Here is a 14,203-nt window from a genome sequence, read left to right on the forward strand (position 1 = left end):
GATGCCCTCTCTTCCCTGAATAGCCCGCATCGCGCGGGTTTGCTTTTTTCTTCATGACCCCGACCCCACCCCAGTGCCCGCTGCTGCTGCAGCGCGCAGGCCACGTCATCAACACCACTGCAGCGCATTGGAAGCTGCTCAACAAGGAAGCCTCATGACAGCAATCCAACGCTTTGCCATCCACGGCACCATCATGAATCCCCACTCCAGCGGCCCGTATGTGCGCCATGAGGACCACCTGGCCGCGATGCAGGGTCGGTGCCTGGCCCAGATCGAGGAGCCGGCAGCTCCTGCCGCTGTGGCTGGGCCCGCCCTGGAAGCGCCTGCAGCCCCGGCCCGCATCGTGGCTGACGCCCTGATCCGGCTGGATGCCATCTACCGCGAGCAGGCAGAAGCGGATTGCGATGAGCCACCACGGCGCCCCGACTGGCTGACGACTGCCCTGCACCTCGCGGCAGCAGCGCCCCAGGCACCAGCTGCCCCTGGAATGGCTGTCACGGGGTTGGCTGGAGAGATCATCGCCGCGCTTGAATTAGACGAAAAGGATGGCGGATATGACCTAACTTCAGGCCTGTTCGGGCCGAAATTTTCCGCACTTGTCCGCCGCTGGGCAGCAGCGGAATGGGCTCACATCACCGCGCCCCAGGCACCTGCTGGGCCCTCGGTCAACGAGCGCGCGGCATACATCGAGTTTCTGACTGGCAAGTTCCCGCGATCCTACGGCAAGGAAGAAGCGGGGCGCTGGTGGGACCAGGGGCATGTTTCCGCGCTCACATGGCAGGCGGCCCGCGCCGTTGCGGCAGCACCTGCTGCGCCCGACGATGTGCTCTGCTACATCCGCCCCGGGGCCACGCTCCCCGAGCGCCACGGCTTCGAGGTGTGCCGGGCCACCGATGCCGGTGCCATGGCGGTGATGGGCGACGGCCGGGCTCATGCCATGCCAACCGTCACGCCTGCCGAGTTCGCGGCGGACATTGACCAGATGCTGGCAGCACCTGCTGCGCCCTCGGTGCTGCCGAGCGGCTGGGTGCCCTGCATCCTGACCCACGATGGCCAGCACCCCGAAGAGGTGGCATACGGCCCGCAGATCATGATGGACCGCCTCAAGAAGTGGCTGGGCCGCTATTTCGAGCTGCTGGCCCAGAAGGTTCTTGCCGAACCAGTCCAGGCGGAAATGCAGGCCGCCCTGCAGGCCGTGGCGATGGACGTGGTGCATGTGGGCGCCGGGGAAAACACGATCACCGATGCGGCGCGGGCCAAGGTCGAGGCGGTACTGGAGAAGATCGGCGCGCCCTGGCCGCTCATGCCTGCAGCACCTGCTGCGCCTGCAGTGGATGCAACGGCCGAGCGCGACGCGGCTTTCGAGGCCGTGCGCCAGCGCCTGTGCAGGATTCCGCGATGGTCATTCCACATTGACTCTCGGGGGAACATCCGTCGTGTGGATGACGCCAGCGGCAACTGGATCGAGTTCTCGGTCGCGCATCAACTGTTCGACCCCGTTGCTGTGGACTCGGCCATCGCAGCCCAGGCAGCAGCCAAGGGGACAGGCGATGCGGCATAAATCGCTCCTCGTCAGCGCGGCCATGGCGCGGCTGCTTTCCCAGGCAACCCAGCCCGTGGACATGACCACCACGCTTACCGGCATCGCAGATCGCCGTCGCTCAGAAGCCGATGCCAAGGCACAAAAAAAGGCCGCTCGCGGCGAACTGTCTGCGCGCCAGGCACGGAAGGCTCGCAAGGCCGCTAAGCGCCCCACTGGGCACAAGGAGAGCTGATGCAAACCGCAACACCCCAGCAGGTACGCCTGCTACAGCACACGCTCGGCCTGAGCGAGTACCAGCGCCGATCCTTCCGCAATCACTTCCTCGCCGGGCCTGGCCACCACGACATGCCCGACCTCGAAGAGCTGGAGCACCTGGGCCTCATGGCCCGCGCCCGCACGCCAGCCTTCTGCGATACCAGCGACATTGTGTTCGTGACAACCACGGCCGGCGCCGCCCTGGCGCTGGAGCACCTGCCCGAACCACCCCCGCCCGAGAAGCAGACGCAGTACCGCCAGTGGCTGGATGCGGACACCGGCTGCACGTTCCGCGAGTGGCTGTGCGGAAGCCGGCTGCCGAAGTTCGAGAAACGCGGCTACGTCCTCGACGGAACCCTGGAACACCGCATGTACCGCACGGTCTGGGACGGTGACTGGGACAGCTACCGCGACGTGCAGGGCCAGTGGGCCACCACGAAGAAGGAGGCCAAGGCCAGCTACAAGGCCGCGCTCAAGGCCCGCCAGCAAGCACAGCGCGCCCAGGCGCAGCAGAAAGGACCTGCATCGTGAAGATCATCAAACAGGGCAAGCTGCCAGAGACCCGCACTCACCAGTGCACCTGCCGCGAATGCGCCACCGTCTTCGAGTTCGAGCAGCGCGAGGCCAAATTCGTGTTCGACCAGCGCGATGGCGACTTCCTGCAGATCAACTGCCCCGTGTGCGGCGCCCAGTGCGCCAAGGCTGCCAGCAAAGGAAAGACCCCGTGACCACAGCACTCACCATCCGCCCAAAACAAAAGCTCTGGACCGTCGCGCGCTTCCCGAACGGGGGCTGGTCTACGGTCGGGCGCCCGACAGATGCCGAGTACAGCGAAAGCGAGACATGGCAGATCTGGGCATCCAGCCGCGACGAGGCAAAGAAGAAGGCGCAGGGCCTTCGCTCGCGTGCCCAGCGCAAGCTGCGCGCCTCTGAGAAGAAACAGGGAGCCACGCCGTGACCACAGCACCAACACCCGACCTGCGCGCCCTGGCCGAGGCTGCAGAAGGCAATGGGGAGCACATCTACACGCACCCGATCGACAGCAACAAATGGCGCGAGAACGAGGCGTGGCACCGGGCCGCATCGCCGGGCGCCGTCCTGCATCTACTGGACCGCATCCAGGAGCTGGAAGGCAAGCTCGGCCGCTTCCAGGGCGTGCCACTGCCGCTCATCGAGGCCATCAACGTAGCCACCGGCAGCAACGACTGGCAGGGAGACCACAGCCCGGCAGAGCTGTTGGAGCCAGCGTGCCGCGCGATCACGGCCCTGCGTGCCGAACGGCCCATGCCAACAGTCGAGGATGCATCACAAGAGTGGGGCAAGGTCGATCCGATCACCGCATGGCACCTGATCGAACGCCACGCGGACAACTGGGCTGACATCGGCAAGATGATGACGGAGTACGTTCAGGCCCAGATAGCTCGGGCAGAGCTGGAGGCGCGCAAGCCGCTGCCGCTGAGCGATGACGACCTCCTGCGGCTGCGCTCCGATGTCGCCCGCGCGATCTGGGATGTCATGCGAGAGCACGAGGACAGATGCGACCACGCGCTCGAAGATGTGGACCACAAGCACCAGGTCTGGGACTGCGCTGATGCCGCCATTGAGACGGCGCTCGGCATCATCCCCAGGCCCAATCCGCTCATCGCCAGCCGCGAGGTGGTTGCAGACGGCCCCGTGCGTGTCACGCGCCTGCACCTGACCGAAGAGGGCCGCGCCGGCCTCACATCCAAGGCCGCCGGCCCGCTGCCGGGCATCACCGGAGGATCGTCACTGACCGAGCAGGAGAAGGTCGAGTGGGCCAGGAGGTGCGCGCTGGAGGAAGCAGCCAAGATCTGCGACGACCAGGACGTGCCGCGCGAGTTCTTCCGCGACCAGTCCTGGCCCTATGAGAAGGCCTGCAACGACCTGGCAGACGCCATCCGAGCCATGAAGGACAAGCCATGAGCAAGCGAGCCCGCGAGCGCGGCGACAAGCGCGACAGGTGGCAAGAGCCACAGGACCAGCAACCAGAGCCCGCACCAGCGGGTTCTTTCATTTGAGGGGATGACATGGGATACACGACACGATTCACCGGCGCCCTGGCGCTCAGCCGCGCGCTGACCATGCAAGAGGCCAAGACTCTGCTGCAGTTCAACGAGGACCCCGATCTGATCCAGGGACAGCGGCCAAGCAGCTATCTCCAGTGGGTGCCATCAGAAGACCTGCAGTACATCGTCTGGGATGAGGGCGAGAAGTTCTACAGCTATGACGAGTGGATGACGTGGCTGCTTCGCCATCTCGATTCCATCGGGGTCAAGGCCAACGGCTATTTGTATTGGGTGGGCGAAGACAGGTCCGATACAGGGGAGATAGCTGTGATCGATAGCCAAATGACTGTCACGCCGAACAAGAAGGCCGCCATCCAGAGAAAGCCGCTCACCCTGAGCAAGCTCGGTGAAATGGCCCTGGAGCAAATCACATCCTGACCAACCCCAGCCCCGCTAGTCGGGGCTTTTTCTTTGGATAGCCACATGTTCAAAAATCTGATCATCTACCGTATCGCGGCCACCTGGGTCGCTGACTTCGGCGCTCTGGAAGCGGCCCTTGCAAAGTCTCCGTTCGCTGAATGCGGCCCCACTCAGGAGCGCAGTGCCGGCTGGGGGCCTCCCCGTGGCGAAGAGCACGGCGCGCTCGCGGAAAACATCGGCGGCCAGTGGATCTTCCGCTTCATGACCGAGGCCAAGATGATGCCGGCCAGCGTGCTCAACCGCCGCGTCAACGAGAAGGCTGCCCACATCGAGGCCACCGAAGGCCGCAAGCCCGGCAAGAAGGAAAAGAAGGACCTCAAGGACGAGGCCAAGCTGGACCTGCTGCCCATGGCCTTCACCAAGCAAGGGGCCATGTGGGTCTGGCTGGACCCCAAGGCCCGCATCCTGGTGCTGGACACCGGCAGCCAGGCGCGCGCCGATGAGGTGGTCAGCGCGCTGGTCGAGGGCCTGACCGGCTTTGCGCTGGCCCTGCTGGACACGCAGACCAGCGCCCAGGCCGCGATGGCGCACTGGCTGACCACGCAAGAGCCGCCCGCAGGCTTCTCCATCGACCGCGAGTGCGAGCTCAAGGCAGCGGACGACTCCAAGGCCGTCGTGCGCTACGGCCGGCATCCGCTGGATATCGCCGAGGTCCGCCAGCACATCGAGCACGGCAAGCTGCCCACCCGCCTGGCGCTGACCTGGGATGGCCGCGTGAGCTTCGTGCTGACCGAGGGCCTGCAACTGCGCAAGGTGGCAATGCTGGATGCGGTGATGGTGGGTCAGTCGCAGGGCGATGGCGGTTTCGATGCCGATGTGGCAATCACGACGGGCGAGCTGTCGAAGCTCATCCCCAACCTGACTGAGGCGCTGGGCGGGGAGGGTCGCACGGGCCTGGACCAGAAGCTTCCAGCATCGCTCGAAACCTGAACCAATCGCAAAACACAGCCCCTCGCCGAGGGGCTTTCTTTTTGGAGAACCAGATGAAGGAAGAACTTCAGCGACAGCTCGCCCAAATCATCGCGGCGATCCACGGCCAGGCCTCATCCACAGGGGATTTCTGGCTCGACCGCTTGCCAAGCGTGGCGCAGCAGTACATCGCCTACGGCCGCGCGCAGGCCATCATCGACATCATCATGCCCACTGCGGGCCTGCTGGTCGCGGCGTGGCTCATCAAGCATTTGCTGGTGCACTCGGGCATCGCGCTCGACTTCAAGGCGCACCGCGCCTTCCTATCGCTGCTGACCGGGGTCGTGGCCACCGGCCTTGGCATCTATTCCGTGATCGCGTTCGTGACCGCAACACGCCTGGCGGCCCTGGTCTGGTTCGCGCCAAAGGTCTGGCTCCTGCGCGAGCTGGCCAACATCATCAAGTAGCACCCCCGCGCGATCAGCACCAACAGCCAACGGGCCGCGCATTCTCAGTGAGGACAAAATGAGCAAACGAGTGAAACTTCTGGATTGGGCTGCGCGTCACTTTGACCCTGTGCCCAGCCTTTGGACGCTGCGCCGTCTGGTGCGTGATGGGAAGATCGAGCCTAGGCCGGTCAAGGTGGGGAAGTTCTACTACGTGCAGGAAGACGCGCGCCCCATCGACCACAACCAGCGGCAGACACTACTGGATCGCGTAAGAAAGGCGGCATGACATGGCAGCAAGGCCAAGGGACAGATCTCGCAGGGACTGGCCTGCAGGACTACGCGAGCCGCGGCCCGGATACTTCACCTGGCGCAACCCCGCAACAGGCAAGGATCTGGCAATCGGCCGCGTCTCAATTGCCCAGGCCAAACGCGAGGCGAACGAAGCGCTTGCATTCGTGCTGTCTGACAAGCCCGCGTTGCTGGATCGCATCCAGGGCAAGGACAACACGATTGCCGACTTGCTCGACAAGATGCCAGCCAGCCCTGTCTACAACACGGCAAAAAGCAACCGCTCTCTCGACAAGAAGATCCGCGAAGGCCTTGGGCAGATTGCATGCGGCGGCCTTTCGGTGGCTCACTGCGCGAAGTTCATCGAGGACGAGGCAGATGCCGGCAGGAAGAGATCAGCTCAAGCGCTGCGATCTAGGCTGCATGCCGTCTGCAGCCGAGGGCGAGCGCTCGGGTGGATGGATGAGAACCCTGTGGATCCAATCTCCAAGCCGGTGGCCAAGACATCCCGCAGCCGCCTCACGCTTGACCAGTTCCGCATGATTCTCGATAAGGCTCCAGAGATCGCGCCATGGCTGCCGGGCGCGATGCTGGTGGCCTTGATCTCTGGCATGGACCGAGACACCGTGTCCAAACTGGAACGGAAAGCCATTGGCAAGGAGTTTCTGACGATCAATCGCGCGAAGACAGGAATTTGGCTGGAGATACCGCTGTCACTGCGTATGGATGCGATGGGAATGACGCTTCTGGATGCGTTGTCTGCATGCCGGTCAAACGTGGTCAGCAAGTATGTGGTGCATCACCGCAAGACCTATCGAGCCGGCGTTGAGGCTGGAAGCGCAGTATTCGTGGACCGCATCAGCAAGGCCTTCACAGAAGCGCGCGACCTCGCGGGGATCACGAGAGAGAATGCCCCCACGTTCCATGAGATACGCTCCCTGTCCAAGCGAACATACATGGCCCAGGGCAACGTGGACACCAAGGCACTTCTAGGCCACAAATCGGAGAGCGCTGCCGCGATTTACGCCGACCCGCGAGGCATCGAGCCAGTGCGCGTGAAGGTGTCGTAGTGCATGTTATCCACAGGATGGGATATGGAACAAATTAGGGAACAATTAGGTAACACATGCCATTCTACAAAGAGGAAAAGAATCCTCATGGTCTGCACCGGCAACATCTGCCGCAGCCCCACGGCCCACGGCGTGCTCGAGAAAATGGTGGCCGACGCGGGCCTGGCGGGCCGCATCGAAGTGGACTCTGCAGGCACGCACGGCTACCACGTGGGCGAGGCACCCGACCACCGCTCCCAGGCCCATGCCGCACGGCGCGGCTATGACCTCTCGCAGCAGCGCGCGCGGCAGCTGCGGGCCGAGGACTTCACGGCATTCGACCAGGTGCTGGTGATGGATGGCGCCAACGAATCTGCAGCGCGCAGGATCTGCCCCGAGTCCGAATGGCACCGCGTACAGCGGCTGACGGACTTCTGCACCGAGCACTCCGCGCGCGAAGTGCCCGACCCCTACTACGGCGGCGACCGGGGTTTCGAGGACGTGCTGGACCTGGTGGAAGACGCCTGCGCGGGGCTGCTGGCCACGCTGGGCATGGCGCCGCGCAAGGGTTGACAAGTCACGGCACCGCTTGCGCATGCGAACCCTCATTCTTTGCTTCGGCATCCTGGGCACGCTTGTGTTCGGCGCAGCCTTCGCCCTGTCGTTTTCCTCGCCATTGCTGGTCGAGAGCCTGGGCAAGGAGATCATCCGCATCGAGATCGAGCGCAGGCTGGGCACCCAGCTGGATACGCTGACAGGCTCGCGCATGGCGGGCCTGGCCCAGAAGGCGCTGGGCAGGACAGATAGCGAGATCGCCGCAGTGCGGCGCGAGATCGAGGCCGGCATTCCCGACAAGGTGGCCTCGGTCATGACCGACATGCGCCGTGCTGACTGCGAATGCCGCAAGCGCAATGCCGTCTACACGCAGCAGCGCCAAGCCACCCAGCTGGCATCGCTGATCCAGATGCGCGCCCGGCTGGTGGAATTCATCGAGTCGGCCTACCACCAGACCACGGCCAGCCTGCTGCGGGAGTTAAGGATCTTCACTGCGTCCAATGCGCTGGTGTTTCTGGCCCTGACCGGCGTGACGGCGCGACGCAGGCGGGCGGGGCTGCAGCTGGCACTGCCCGCCATCGTGCTGGTGACCGCCTCGGCGGTGACTGCCATGCTGTATCTGTTCGCACAGGACTGGCTGCACACCATTGTGTTTGGCAGTTACATCGGCCTGGCCTACATGGCCTATCTGGCCTTTGCCATCGCACTGCTGTGCGACATCGCACTCAACCGGGCACGCCTGTGCACACGGGCCATCAACGGCCTTGCGTCGTCTTTTGGTTCGGCATTCGAGGTCTTGCCTTGTTGAGCCCAAGGCCCACCTTGGCCCGGTAACTGCCCCGATCACAGCAGCGGCACGGCCTCCATAGCCCTACCCACCCGCCACCACAATCCACCCCTGCCCGCTCGCTTGGCCGCGTCGGCACCGAATGTGCGCGCATGCTGCTGCAATGGATGCGCGCAGAGGCCGGGGAATCGCCAAGCCTGGATCTGGGTTATGAGCTGGTGGTGCGACAAAGCAATTGACTGGCAGATGCCTGGCTATCCATTCGCATATTGAGATAGAGTTCGGCGGCTTGGCCATTCCCGCCCAAGCCCTTCTTCTCCACTGCACCTGTGCAATGGAGATTTTTCATTTCAATCCATCTTCAAAGAACATGAACACCATTGCATTGGGAGGACGCCTGCGGCCGCAAGGCGCAATCCGGACTCGCCGGATCATGGCTGCCTTGCTCGCTGCGAGCGCTGTACTGTGTGTGCCGAACGGAGTATCGGCGGCCGAGAACGATGCACTATCTGCCTCTCTGGCTGCATTCGGTGATGCCGCTGCGGCAAGACGCCTGGAGGACCAGATCGCGGATCTTGTGAAAAAGCGCAATCAGGCGGGCATGACCAAGCTGGTGGGGCAGATCGCGCAGAACGACGGGGCTTTCATGGAAAAGATGGACAGCCTGACGCAGGCCAAAAATCGGGTTCCTGATCCTGAAATGACCAGGATTGCCATGACCCTGGGCCCTTGCCACCATGCCGGTTTTCTTCTCAGGAAAATGGCCTTCGCCCTTGCCGATGGTCAGGCAAAGCCCATCATTCGCAATGGGGTGATCATGATTGACGGCACGCACATGGACGATATGTATGCCGAGCAAATGTCGCGCTGTGAAAGGCTGGCCAAGCAGCCCATGCGGAAAATCAAGATAGGTTCCATGTGCTCCGTCAATGGCTCGGGCTGCGACGAGGATCCGGATATGGATTGAAAAGGCAGAGCGCTGAAAAACGAATGCAAGGAAAGAAAAGGCCGGGTCTGCCGCCCGGCCTTTGGTGACCGGCCCGGCGGTGACTTTTGGTTCGGCACTCAAGGTCTTGCCTTGTTGAGCCCACGGCCCCACCTGCCCCGGCAACTGCCCCGATCACAACGGCGGCATAGCCCCAAAATCCCTACCCGCCCGCCACCACAATCCGCCCCTTGCCCGCACGCTTGGCCGCGTACATGGCCTCGTCGGCGCGCTGCAGAAGCTGGGTGGCATCTTCCCGGGAGGCATTGAGGGCGATGCCCATGCTGGCGCCGACCTGCACGGTGGCGCCGCTGTGCAGGCGGATGGGCTGGCGAATGGAGGCCAGGCAGCGCTGCATGATCTGCAGGGCGTCGTCGGCCGAGGCCAGTTCGTCCAGCAGCAGCACGAATTCGTCTCCGCCCAGGCGGGCGACGCAGTCGGTTTCGCGGGCCTGGGTGGTGAGGCGGCGGGCGATGATGCGCAGCACTTCATCGCCGGCGTCGTGGCCTTCGGTGTCGTTGACTTGCTTGAAGCCGTCCAGGTCCATGAAGCAGACGGCCAGCTGGCCGGGGCCGCTGGCCTGGGCCAGCGCGCGCTGCAGCCGCGCCTGCAGCGCGCGGCGGTTGGCCAGGCCGGTCAGCACGTCGTGCAATGCCTGGTGCTGGGCCGCCTGCTCGCCGCGCTTGAGGGCGTCGATGTCCACGAAGACCCATATCGATTCGCCATCGGCCAGGCCTGCGCCGCTGACATCGACCCAGAGCAGGCTGCCATCGCTGGTCTGCAGCTGCATCTGGGCGTGGCATTTGCCGCTGGAGCGCAGTGCGCCATAGGCCAGTTCGCCGGAGCGTTCGTAGGTTTCCTCGTCCGGGTAGAGGATGCGCGCCGAGTGGTCCAGCAGCTCGCCGGCCGGGCGCTTGAGCATGCGCTGCAGGGCCTGGTTGGTCCACAGCAGCCGGCGCTCGCGCAGGCGGGCGATGCCGATGAGGTCGTTGTCCATGAACAGTTCCTGCTGGCGCAGCAGCTCGGCGAGCCGGATGCGCGCCACGCGTTCGCGCTGCTGCAGCAGGTAGAGGCTGACCGAGCCCAGCGCGATCAGCGCGATGCTCAGGCCCGTGAGCGCCCAGGCACGCCAGGTCGATGCACGCCACCCCGCCAGGTAGCTTTCCGTGCCCAGGCCGGTGAAGACGGTCAGCGGATAGCCGGCCAGGCGCTGGTAGGCCGTGATGCGCTCCACGCCATCGAGCAGCGTGGGCGTGATGTACCAGCCAAGCTCCCGGTCATCGGCCAGGGCCCGGTGGTACTCGCCCGAGACTTCCGAGCCGCCGATGCCGGCCATGGGCTGGGGATCGCCGGCCGCGTAGCGGGCCACCAGCAGATCCTTGTCCGAACGCAGCGCAATGGCGCTGTCGGGCCCGAAGGCCTGGCGGCGGAACAGCGACTGGAAATGCTCGGCTGCGACGACCGCGTAGACGATGCCCTGGAAATCCCCGTCGCCGGATTGCAGCCGCCGCGCCAGCACGATGGCCCATTTCTTGAAGGAGTGGCTGACCAGCGGGTCGGAGACCACCATGCGGTCGGTGTTGCGCGCCCGGTCGAAGTAGCCTCGCTCGGCCACGGAAAATGCCGGCTCCTCCTCGTTCGCACTCTGCAGGACCTGGCCATTGGCGTCGGTGACGCGCAGCGCCGTGACGAAGGGAACGAGGGCGCGCTGTTCCTGCAGGATTTCATAGAGGGCCAGCGCCGCCACGTCCGCGCCTTCCAGACTCCGGCTGCGGTAGCGGCCCGCGACGGTGGCCAGGGCGTTGTCCACCAGCCGCATCTCGGCGTTCAGCTCCAGGCTCAGGCTGCGGGCCTGGTTCCGGGTGACGGCCACGCCCAGGTCCAGGTCGGCCTGGTGGTTGGCGCGCAGGCTCAACCAGGTGGCCAGGCCCAGCAGGCCGGCCACCAGCAGGTTGCCGAGCACCAGGCGCAGGAGCACCTTGTCGGAAAGAAGCCTCTTCATGGCGCCGGGTGTCCCTTTCCTACTTGCTGGATGGGCATCGGGGTGGATGGACCGGCCCATTTTTAGCACAAGGCAGGAGCACTCCATGCCAGGTCGCACGCCATGGCAGCGGCGCCTTTCGGCGCTGCGCCCGGCCCCCCTCAGGGCATGCGCCAGCTCAGGCCCGCGTACACGGCCCGGCCATCTCCGGGAAAGTAATAGGCACCGTCCACGCCGCGCACATTGGCCTGTACGGCCGTGGTCGCGGCATAGCGCCGGTCGGTCAGGTTGCGGCCTTCGACGAACCAGCTCCAGCCATCGCCCAGCGCCCCGCTCAAGCGCAGGTTGAGCAGCGCATAGCCATCGGAGGCCACGGTGTTGGCATGGTCCACCCAGGTGCGCGAGGGCAGCCACTCCAGGCCGGGCGCGACCGTGACCTGCTGCGTGGCCCTCCACTGCAGCTCGGCCCGCAACAGGTGCGGTGGAATGCCGGCCAGGCGGCGGCGGCCGTAGACGGCGTCGTTGTCAAAGCGCAGGTCGCTGTAGAGGTACTGGGTGCGCAGCGACCAGCGCGGCGCAAGCCGTGCCTGCATGGACAGCTCCAGCCCCTGGTGGATGGTGCGGTCGGCATTGGTGGTGCCCAGGGCCGCGCCGCTGGCGTCGGTCAGCGCCAGCAGTTCGCGGCGCACGCGCGAGTGGTAGATGGCGGCGTCCCAGGCCAGGGCCTCGCCGTGGCCGCGCCAGCCGGCCTCCACCGTGGTTGCGCTTTGCGCGCGCCCCAGCGGCAGCGAAGGCTGGTAGACCAGCTCGCCAATGGGCGGAGCCTCGAAGCTGCCGCTGATGTTGGCGTACCACTGCGACGTGGGCGTGGCCGCGAACAGCAGGCCCAGCTTGGGCGAGGTGTGGCTGAAATCCACGTCGTAGCTGGAGGCGGGCGCCAGCAGATTGTCCTGGCGGCGCTGGGCGCGCACGAACTGCAGGCCGGCCTGCAGCGTCCAGCGGGTGCTCAGGCCATGGCTGTATTCGCCATAGACCACATCCTGCTGCGCCTTCACGCGCGTGCGCCCCGTGGACGCACCGGCCGCGCCGCCCGCATTGGTGTAGCGCCATTCATCGCCATCGAGCTGCGCGCTGGAAAAGCCCAGCACCAGCCTGCGCGTGAGGCCGCCGCCCTGCCCCAGCTTGGCCACCAGGCGCGAGTCCAGGCCCGTGTCGCGCATGTCCTGCTGGACGATGCCCATGGTCATGGGGTGGAAGCGGTCGCGCTGCGCGGCGAACAGCGAGGTGGTCCAGCGCAGGCCTTCGCGCGGCTGCCAGTCCATGCGCAGGGCGCCGCGCGTCTGGCGGTAGTTGTTGCCGGCGTCCTGCGCCACATAGCCGGGCGCGGCCTGGCGCGGATTGGCCAGCATGGCCGCGCGCGTGAGGCTTCCGGGCATTTGCATGTCGGCATCCACATGGGACAGGAAGGCGCGCAGCTCCAGCGTATCGGTGAGCTGCAGGCCCACATTGCCGGACAGGCGCTGCGTGCGCCAGGCCGACTGTTCGCGCCAGCCGTCCTGCTCGCTGCGGCCGATGTTCAGAAGGCCATCCACCCGCTCGCCACGACCCGCCAGCTGGGCCTGGGCCTGCCGCTGGCCGAACGATCCGGCCTGCAGCCGCAGCGATGCGGCAGGTGCCGTCAACCCGGTCGGCGAGACAAAGTTGATCGCGCCGCCCAGGCTGCTGGCGCCGTACTCCAGCGCATTGGCGCCACGCCAGACCTCGACATGCTGGGCCGCCATGGGGTCGATGGACTGGAAGTCCGCCGCGCCATCGGCCTGGTTCAGCGGTATGCCGTCCTGGTACAGCTGTATGCCGCGCATCAGATAGCCGCGCTGCACGCCCGAGCCCCGGATGGACAGCCGCGTCTCGGGGCCGTGGCGCGTCTGTGCGAGCACGCCGGGCGCGTAGGCCAGTGCATCGGCGGCGGTGCTGGCACGCCCGGCCGCGTAGCTGGCTGCATCGATGACGGCCGTGCCGCCTGCGCGCTGCGACAGTTCATCGCGCGCAGCCTGCACGGCCTGGGCGGCGCGGGCCTCGGGCGTGGCGGCGGCGCCGCGGGCGCGCACCTCCACATCCGCAAGAACAGGTTCTGCCTGGGCCAGGGCGGAGGATGCGGCGCAAAGGCCTGCGGCGCCGGCCAGAGAAAGTGCAAAGCTCTTCATGCAGCCCCCAGGATCTGGCGCAGATCGGCCGCGCAGTCCTGCGCGTCCTGCTCATGGCGGAACGCCACGCGCAGCCGGCCCTCGGGATCGAAGACATAGGTGATGGCCGAGTGGTCCATGGTGTAGGACGCACCCGTGGGCACCTTCTTGTAGAAGACCTTGAATTCCCTGGCGACCTCGGCCGTCTGCGCCTCGTCGCCGCGCAGCGCGACAAAGCCGGGGTCGAAGGCGCCCACATAGGCCTTGAGCACCTGGGCCGTATCGCGCTCGGGATCGATGGTGATGAAGGCCACGGCCAGGCGGGCGCCATCGGCGCCCAGAAGCTCGCGTATTTCCAGCGCGCGCGTCAGCGCCGTGGGGCAGACATCGGGGCATTGGGTGAAGCCGAAAAAGACCATCAGGGCCAGGCCCTTGAAGTCGGCCAGCGTGCGCTCGCGCCCATCGGCATCGCGCAGGCGGAAGTCCCGGCCGTACTGCGCGCCGGTCAGGTCTATGCCCTTGAACGGCACGGTGGCGGGCTTGCAGCCGGCCAGCAGCGCCAGTGCGGCCAGGCCGCCGCCAAGGCAGGCGCGGCGAGACAGGGCAACGCAAGCAACGGATGGGAGGGTCGAAGAAAAATCGGCGGCGCGCTGCGGCGCCGCATGGCAATCGGAACGGAACATGGCTTCCCTGCGTGGAATCTTGGCGAAGC

17 protein-coding genes are annotated in these 14,203 nt (G+C 65.8%); 14 read left to right on the forward strand and 3 right to left on the reverse strand.

The genetic code is table 11. The annotated features are described in order from the left end of the window. Positions 1-154: 154 nt before the first annotated feature. From BW39_RS31735 to BW39_RS32045, 14 genes are all read left to right on the forward strand, one after another. The gene (locus BW39_RS31735; RefSeq protein ID WP_200871528.1) at positions 155-1,561 is read left to right on the forward strand and encodes a hypothetical protein; all 1,407 of its coding nucleotides are present in this window, start codon (positions 155-157) and stop codon (positions 1,559-1,561) included. A gap of 55 nt (positions 1,562-1,616) precedes the next feature. After that, entirely contained in the window at positions 1,617-1,775 is a 159-nt protein-coding gene (locus tag BW39_RS31555) for a hypothetical protein (RefSeq protein ID WP_161787004.1), read from the forward strand. Next, positions 1,775-2,329, forward strand: coding sequence for a hypothetical protein (locus BW39_RS19290; protein WP_043823722.1), 555 nt, complete (start codon positions 1,775-1,777; stop codon positions 2,327-2,329). The genes BW39_RS31555 and BW39_RS19290 overlap by 1 nt, the downstream gene beginning before the upstream one ends. Further along, entirely contained in the window at positions 2,326-2,526 is a 201-nt protein-coding gene (locus BW39_RS19295; protein ID WP_043823723.1) for a hypothetical protein, read from the forward strand. The genes BW39_RS19290 and BW39_RS19295 overlap by 4 nt, the downstream gene beginning before the upstream one ends. Next, positions 2,523-2,756 carry a hypothetical protein gene (locus BW39_RS30530; protein WP_200871529.1) on the forward strand — a complete coding sequence of 78 codons (234 nt, stop codon included), beginning with the start codon at positions 2,523-2,525 and terminating at the stop codon, positions 2,754-2,756. The genes BW39_RS19295 and BW39_RS30530 overlap by 4 nt, the downstream gene beginning before the upstream one ends. Beyond that, positions 2,753-3,742 carry a hypothetical protein gene (locus tag BW39_RS31740; protein ID WP_043823724.1) on the forward strand — a complete coding sequence of 330 codons (990 nt, stop codon included), beginning with the start codon at positions 2,753-2,755 and terminating at the stop codon, positions 3,740-3,742. Before BW39_RS30530 ends, BW39_RS31740 begins: the two co-directional genes overlap by 4 nt. 104 nt (positions 3,743-3,846) lie before the next feature. Then, on the forward strand, positions 3,847-4,263 hold the full coding sequence (locus BW39_RS19305; protein WP_043823725.1) for a hypothetical protein: 417 nt from the start codon (positions 3,847-3,849) through the stop codon (positions 4,261-4,263). Between the two features lie 45 nt (positions 4,264-4,308). Beyond that, positions 4,309-5,235 carry a recombination-associated protein RdgC gene (locus BW39_RS19310; protein ID WP_043823726.1) on the forward strand — a complete coding sequence of 309 codons (927 nt, stop codon included), beginning with the start codon at positions 4,309-4,311 and terminating at the stop codon, positions 5,233-5,235. 53 nt (positions 5,236-5,288) lie between these two features. Beyond that, a complete protein-coding gene (locus BW39_RS19315) occupies positions 5,289-5,681 on the forward strand; it encodes a hypothetical protein (RefSeq protein ID WP_043823727.1) in 393 nt (130 codons plus the stop codon). 58 nt (positions 5,682-5,739) lie between these two features. After that, complete coding sequence (locus BW39_RS19320) at positions 5,740-5,949, forward strand: excisionase (RefSeq protein WP_043823728.1); 210 nt, start codon at positions 5,740-5,742, stop codon at positions 5,947-5,949. 1 nt (position 5,950) lies between these two features. Further along, complete coding sequence (locus BW39_RS19325; protein WP_081816259.1) at positions 5,951-7,021, forward strand: tyrosine-type recombinase/integrase; 1,071 nt, start codon at positions 5,951-5,953, stop codon at positions 7,019-7,021. A gap of 24 nt (positions 7,022-7,045) precedes the next feature. Further along, complete coding sequence (locus BW39_RS19330) at positions 7,046-7,573, forward strand: low molecular weight protein-tyrosine-phosphatase (RefSeq protein WP_442854786.1); 528 nt, start codon at positions 7,046-7,048, stop codon at positions 7,571-7,573. Between the two features lie 22 nt (positions 7,574-7,595). Continuing rightward, positions 7,596-8,363 carry a hypothetical protein gene (locus BW39_RS19335; RefSeq protein WP_043823730.1) on the forward strand — a complete coding sequence of 256 codons (768 nt, stop codon included), beginning with the start codon at positions 7,596-7,598 and terminating at the stop codon, positions 8,361-8,363. A 349-nt stretch (positions 8,364-8,712) separates the two neighbouring features. Then, complete coding sequence (locus BW39_RS32045; RefSeq protein WP_235264243.1) at positions 8,713-9,309, forward strand: hypothetical protein; 597 nt, start codon at positions 8,713-8,715, stop codon at positions 9,307-9,309. Positions 9,310-9,490: 181 nt separating this feature from the next. Here BW39_RS32045 and BW39_RS19345 read toward each other — a convergent pair whose 3' ends face one another. From BW39_RS19345 to BW39_RS19355, 3 genes are all read right to left on the reverse strand, one after another. After that, the gene (locus BW39_RS19345; protein ID WP_043823731.1) at positions 9,491-11,329 is read right to left on the reverse strand and encodes a sensor domain-containing diguanylate cyclase; all 1,839 of its coding nucleotides are present in this window, start codon (positions 11,327-11,329) and stop codon (positions 9,491-9,493) included. 140 nt (positions 11,330-11,469) lie between these two features. After that, positions 11,470-13,512, reverse strand: coding sequence for a TonB-dependent receptor family protein (locus BW39_RS19350; RefSeq protein WP_043823732.1), 2,043 nt, complete (start codon positions 13,510-13,512; stop codon positions 11,470-11,472). Further along, complete coding sequence (locus BW39_RS19355; RefSeq protein ID WP_043823733.1) at positions 13,509-14,174, reverse strand: SCO family protein; 666 nt, start codon at positions 14,172-14,174, stop codon at positions 13,509-13,511. The genes BW39_RS19350 and BW39_RS19355 overlap by 4 nt, the downstream gene beginning before the upstream one ends. Positions 14,175-14,203 lie beyond the last annotated feature (29 nt).

The sequence above is a fragment of the Delftia sp. RIT313 genome, from assembly GCF_000632165.1.
Classification (GTDB): domain Bacteria; phylum Pseudomonadota; class Gammaproteobacteria; order Burkholderiales; family Burkholderiaceae_C; genus Comamonas; species Comamonas acidovorans.

Bases quoted from the DNA above. Each gene is read 5' to 3' on its own strand.
- BW39_RS31735 (WP_200871528.1), top strand. From the start codon at position 155: ATGACAGCAATCCAACGCTTTGCCATCCACGGCACCATCATGAATCCC.
- BW39_RS19290 (WP_043823722.1), top strand. From the start codon at position 1,775: ATGCAAACCGCAACACCCCAGCAGGTACGCCTGCTACAGCACACGCTC.
- BW39_RS19305 (WP_043823725.1), top strand. From the start codon at position 3,847: ATGGGATACACGACACGATTCACCGGCGCCCTGGCGCTCAGCCGCGCG.
- BW39_RS19310 (WP_043823726.1), top strand. From the start codon at position 4,309: ATGTTCAAAAATCTGATCATCTACCGTATCGCGGCCACCTGGGTCGCT.
- BW39_RS19315 (WP_043823727.1), top strand. From the start codon at position 5,289: ATGAAGGAAGAACTTCAGCGACAGCTCGCCCAAATCATCGCGGCGATC.
- BW39_RS19320 (WP_043823728.1), top strand. From the start codon at position 5,740: ATGAGCAAACGAGTGAAACTTCTGGATTGGGCTGCGCGTCACTTTGAC.
- BW39_RS19325 (WP_081816259.1), top strand. From the start codon at position 5,951: ATGGCAGCAAGGCCAAGGGACAGATCTCGCAGGGACTGGCCTGCAGGA.
- BW39_RS19330 (WP_442854786.1), top strand. From the start codon at position 7,046: ATGGAACAAATTAGGGAACAATTAGGTAACACATGCCATTCTACAAAG.
- BW39_RS19335 (WP_043823730.1), top strand. From the start codon at position 7,596: ATGCGAACCCTCATTCTTTGCTTCGGCATCCTGGGCACGCTTGTGTTC.
- BW39_RS32045 (WP_235264243.1), top strand. From the start codon at position 8,713: ATGAACACCATTGCATTGGGAGGACGCCTGCGGCCGCAAGGCGCAATC.
- BW39_RS19345 (WP_043823731.1), bottom strand. From the start codon at position 11,329: ATGAAGAGGCTTCTTTCCGACAAGGTGCTCCTGCGCCTGGTGCTCGGC.
- BW39_RS19350 (WP_043823732.1), bottom strand. From the start codon at position 13,512: ATGAAGAGCTTTGCACTTTCTCTGGCCGGCGCCGCAGGCCTTTGCGCC.
- BW39_RS19355 (WP_043823733.1), bottom strand. From the start codon at position 14,174: ATGTTCCGTTCCGATTGCCATGCGGCGCCGCAGCGCGCCGCCGATTTT.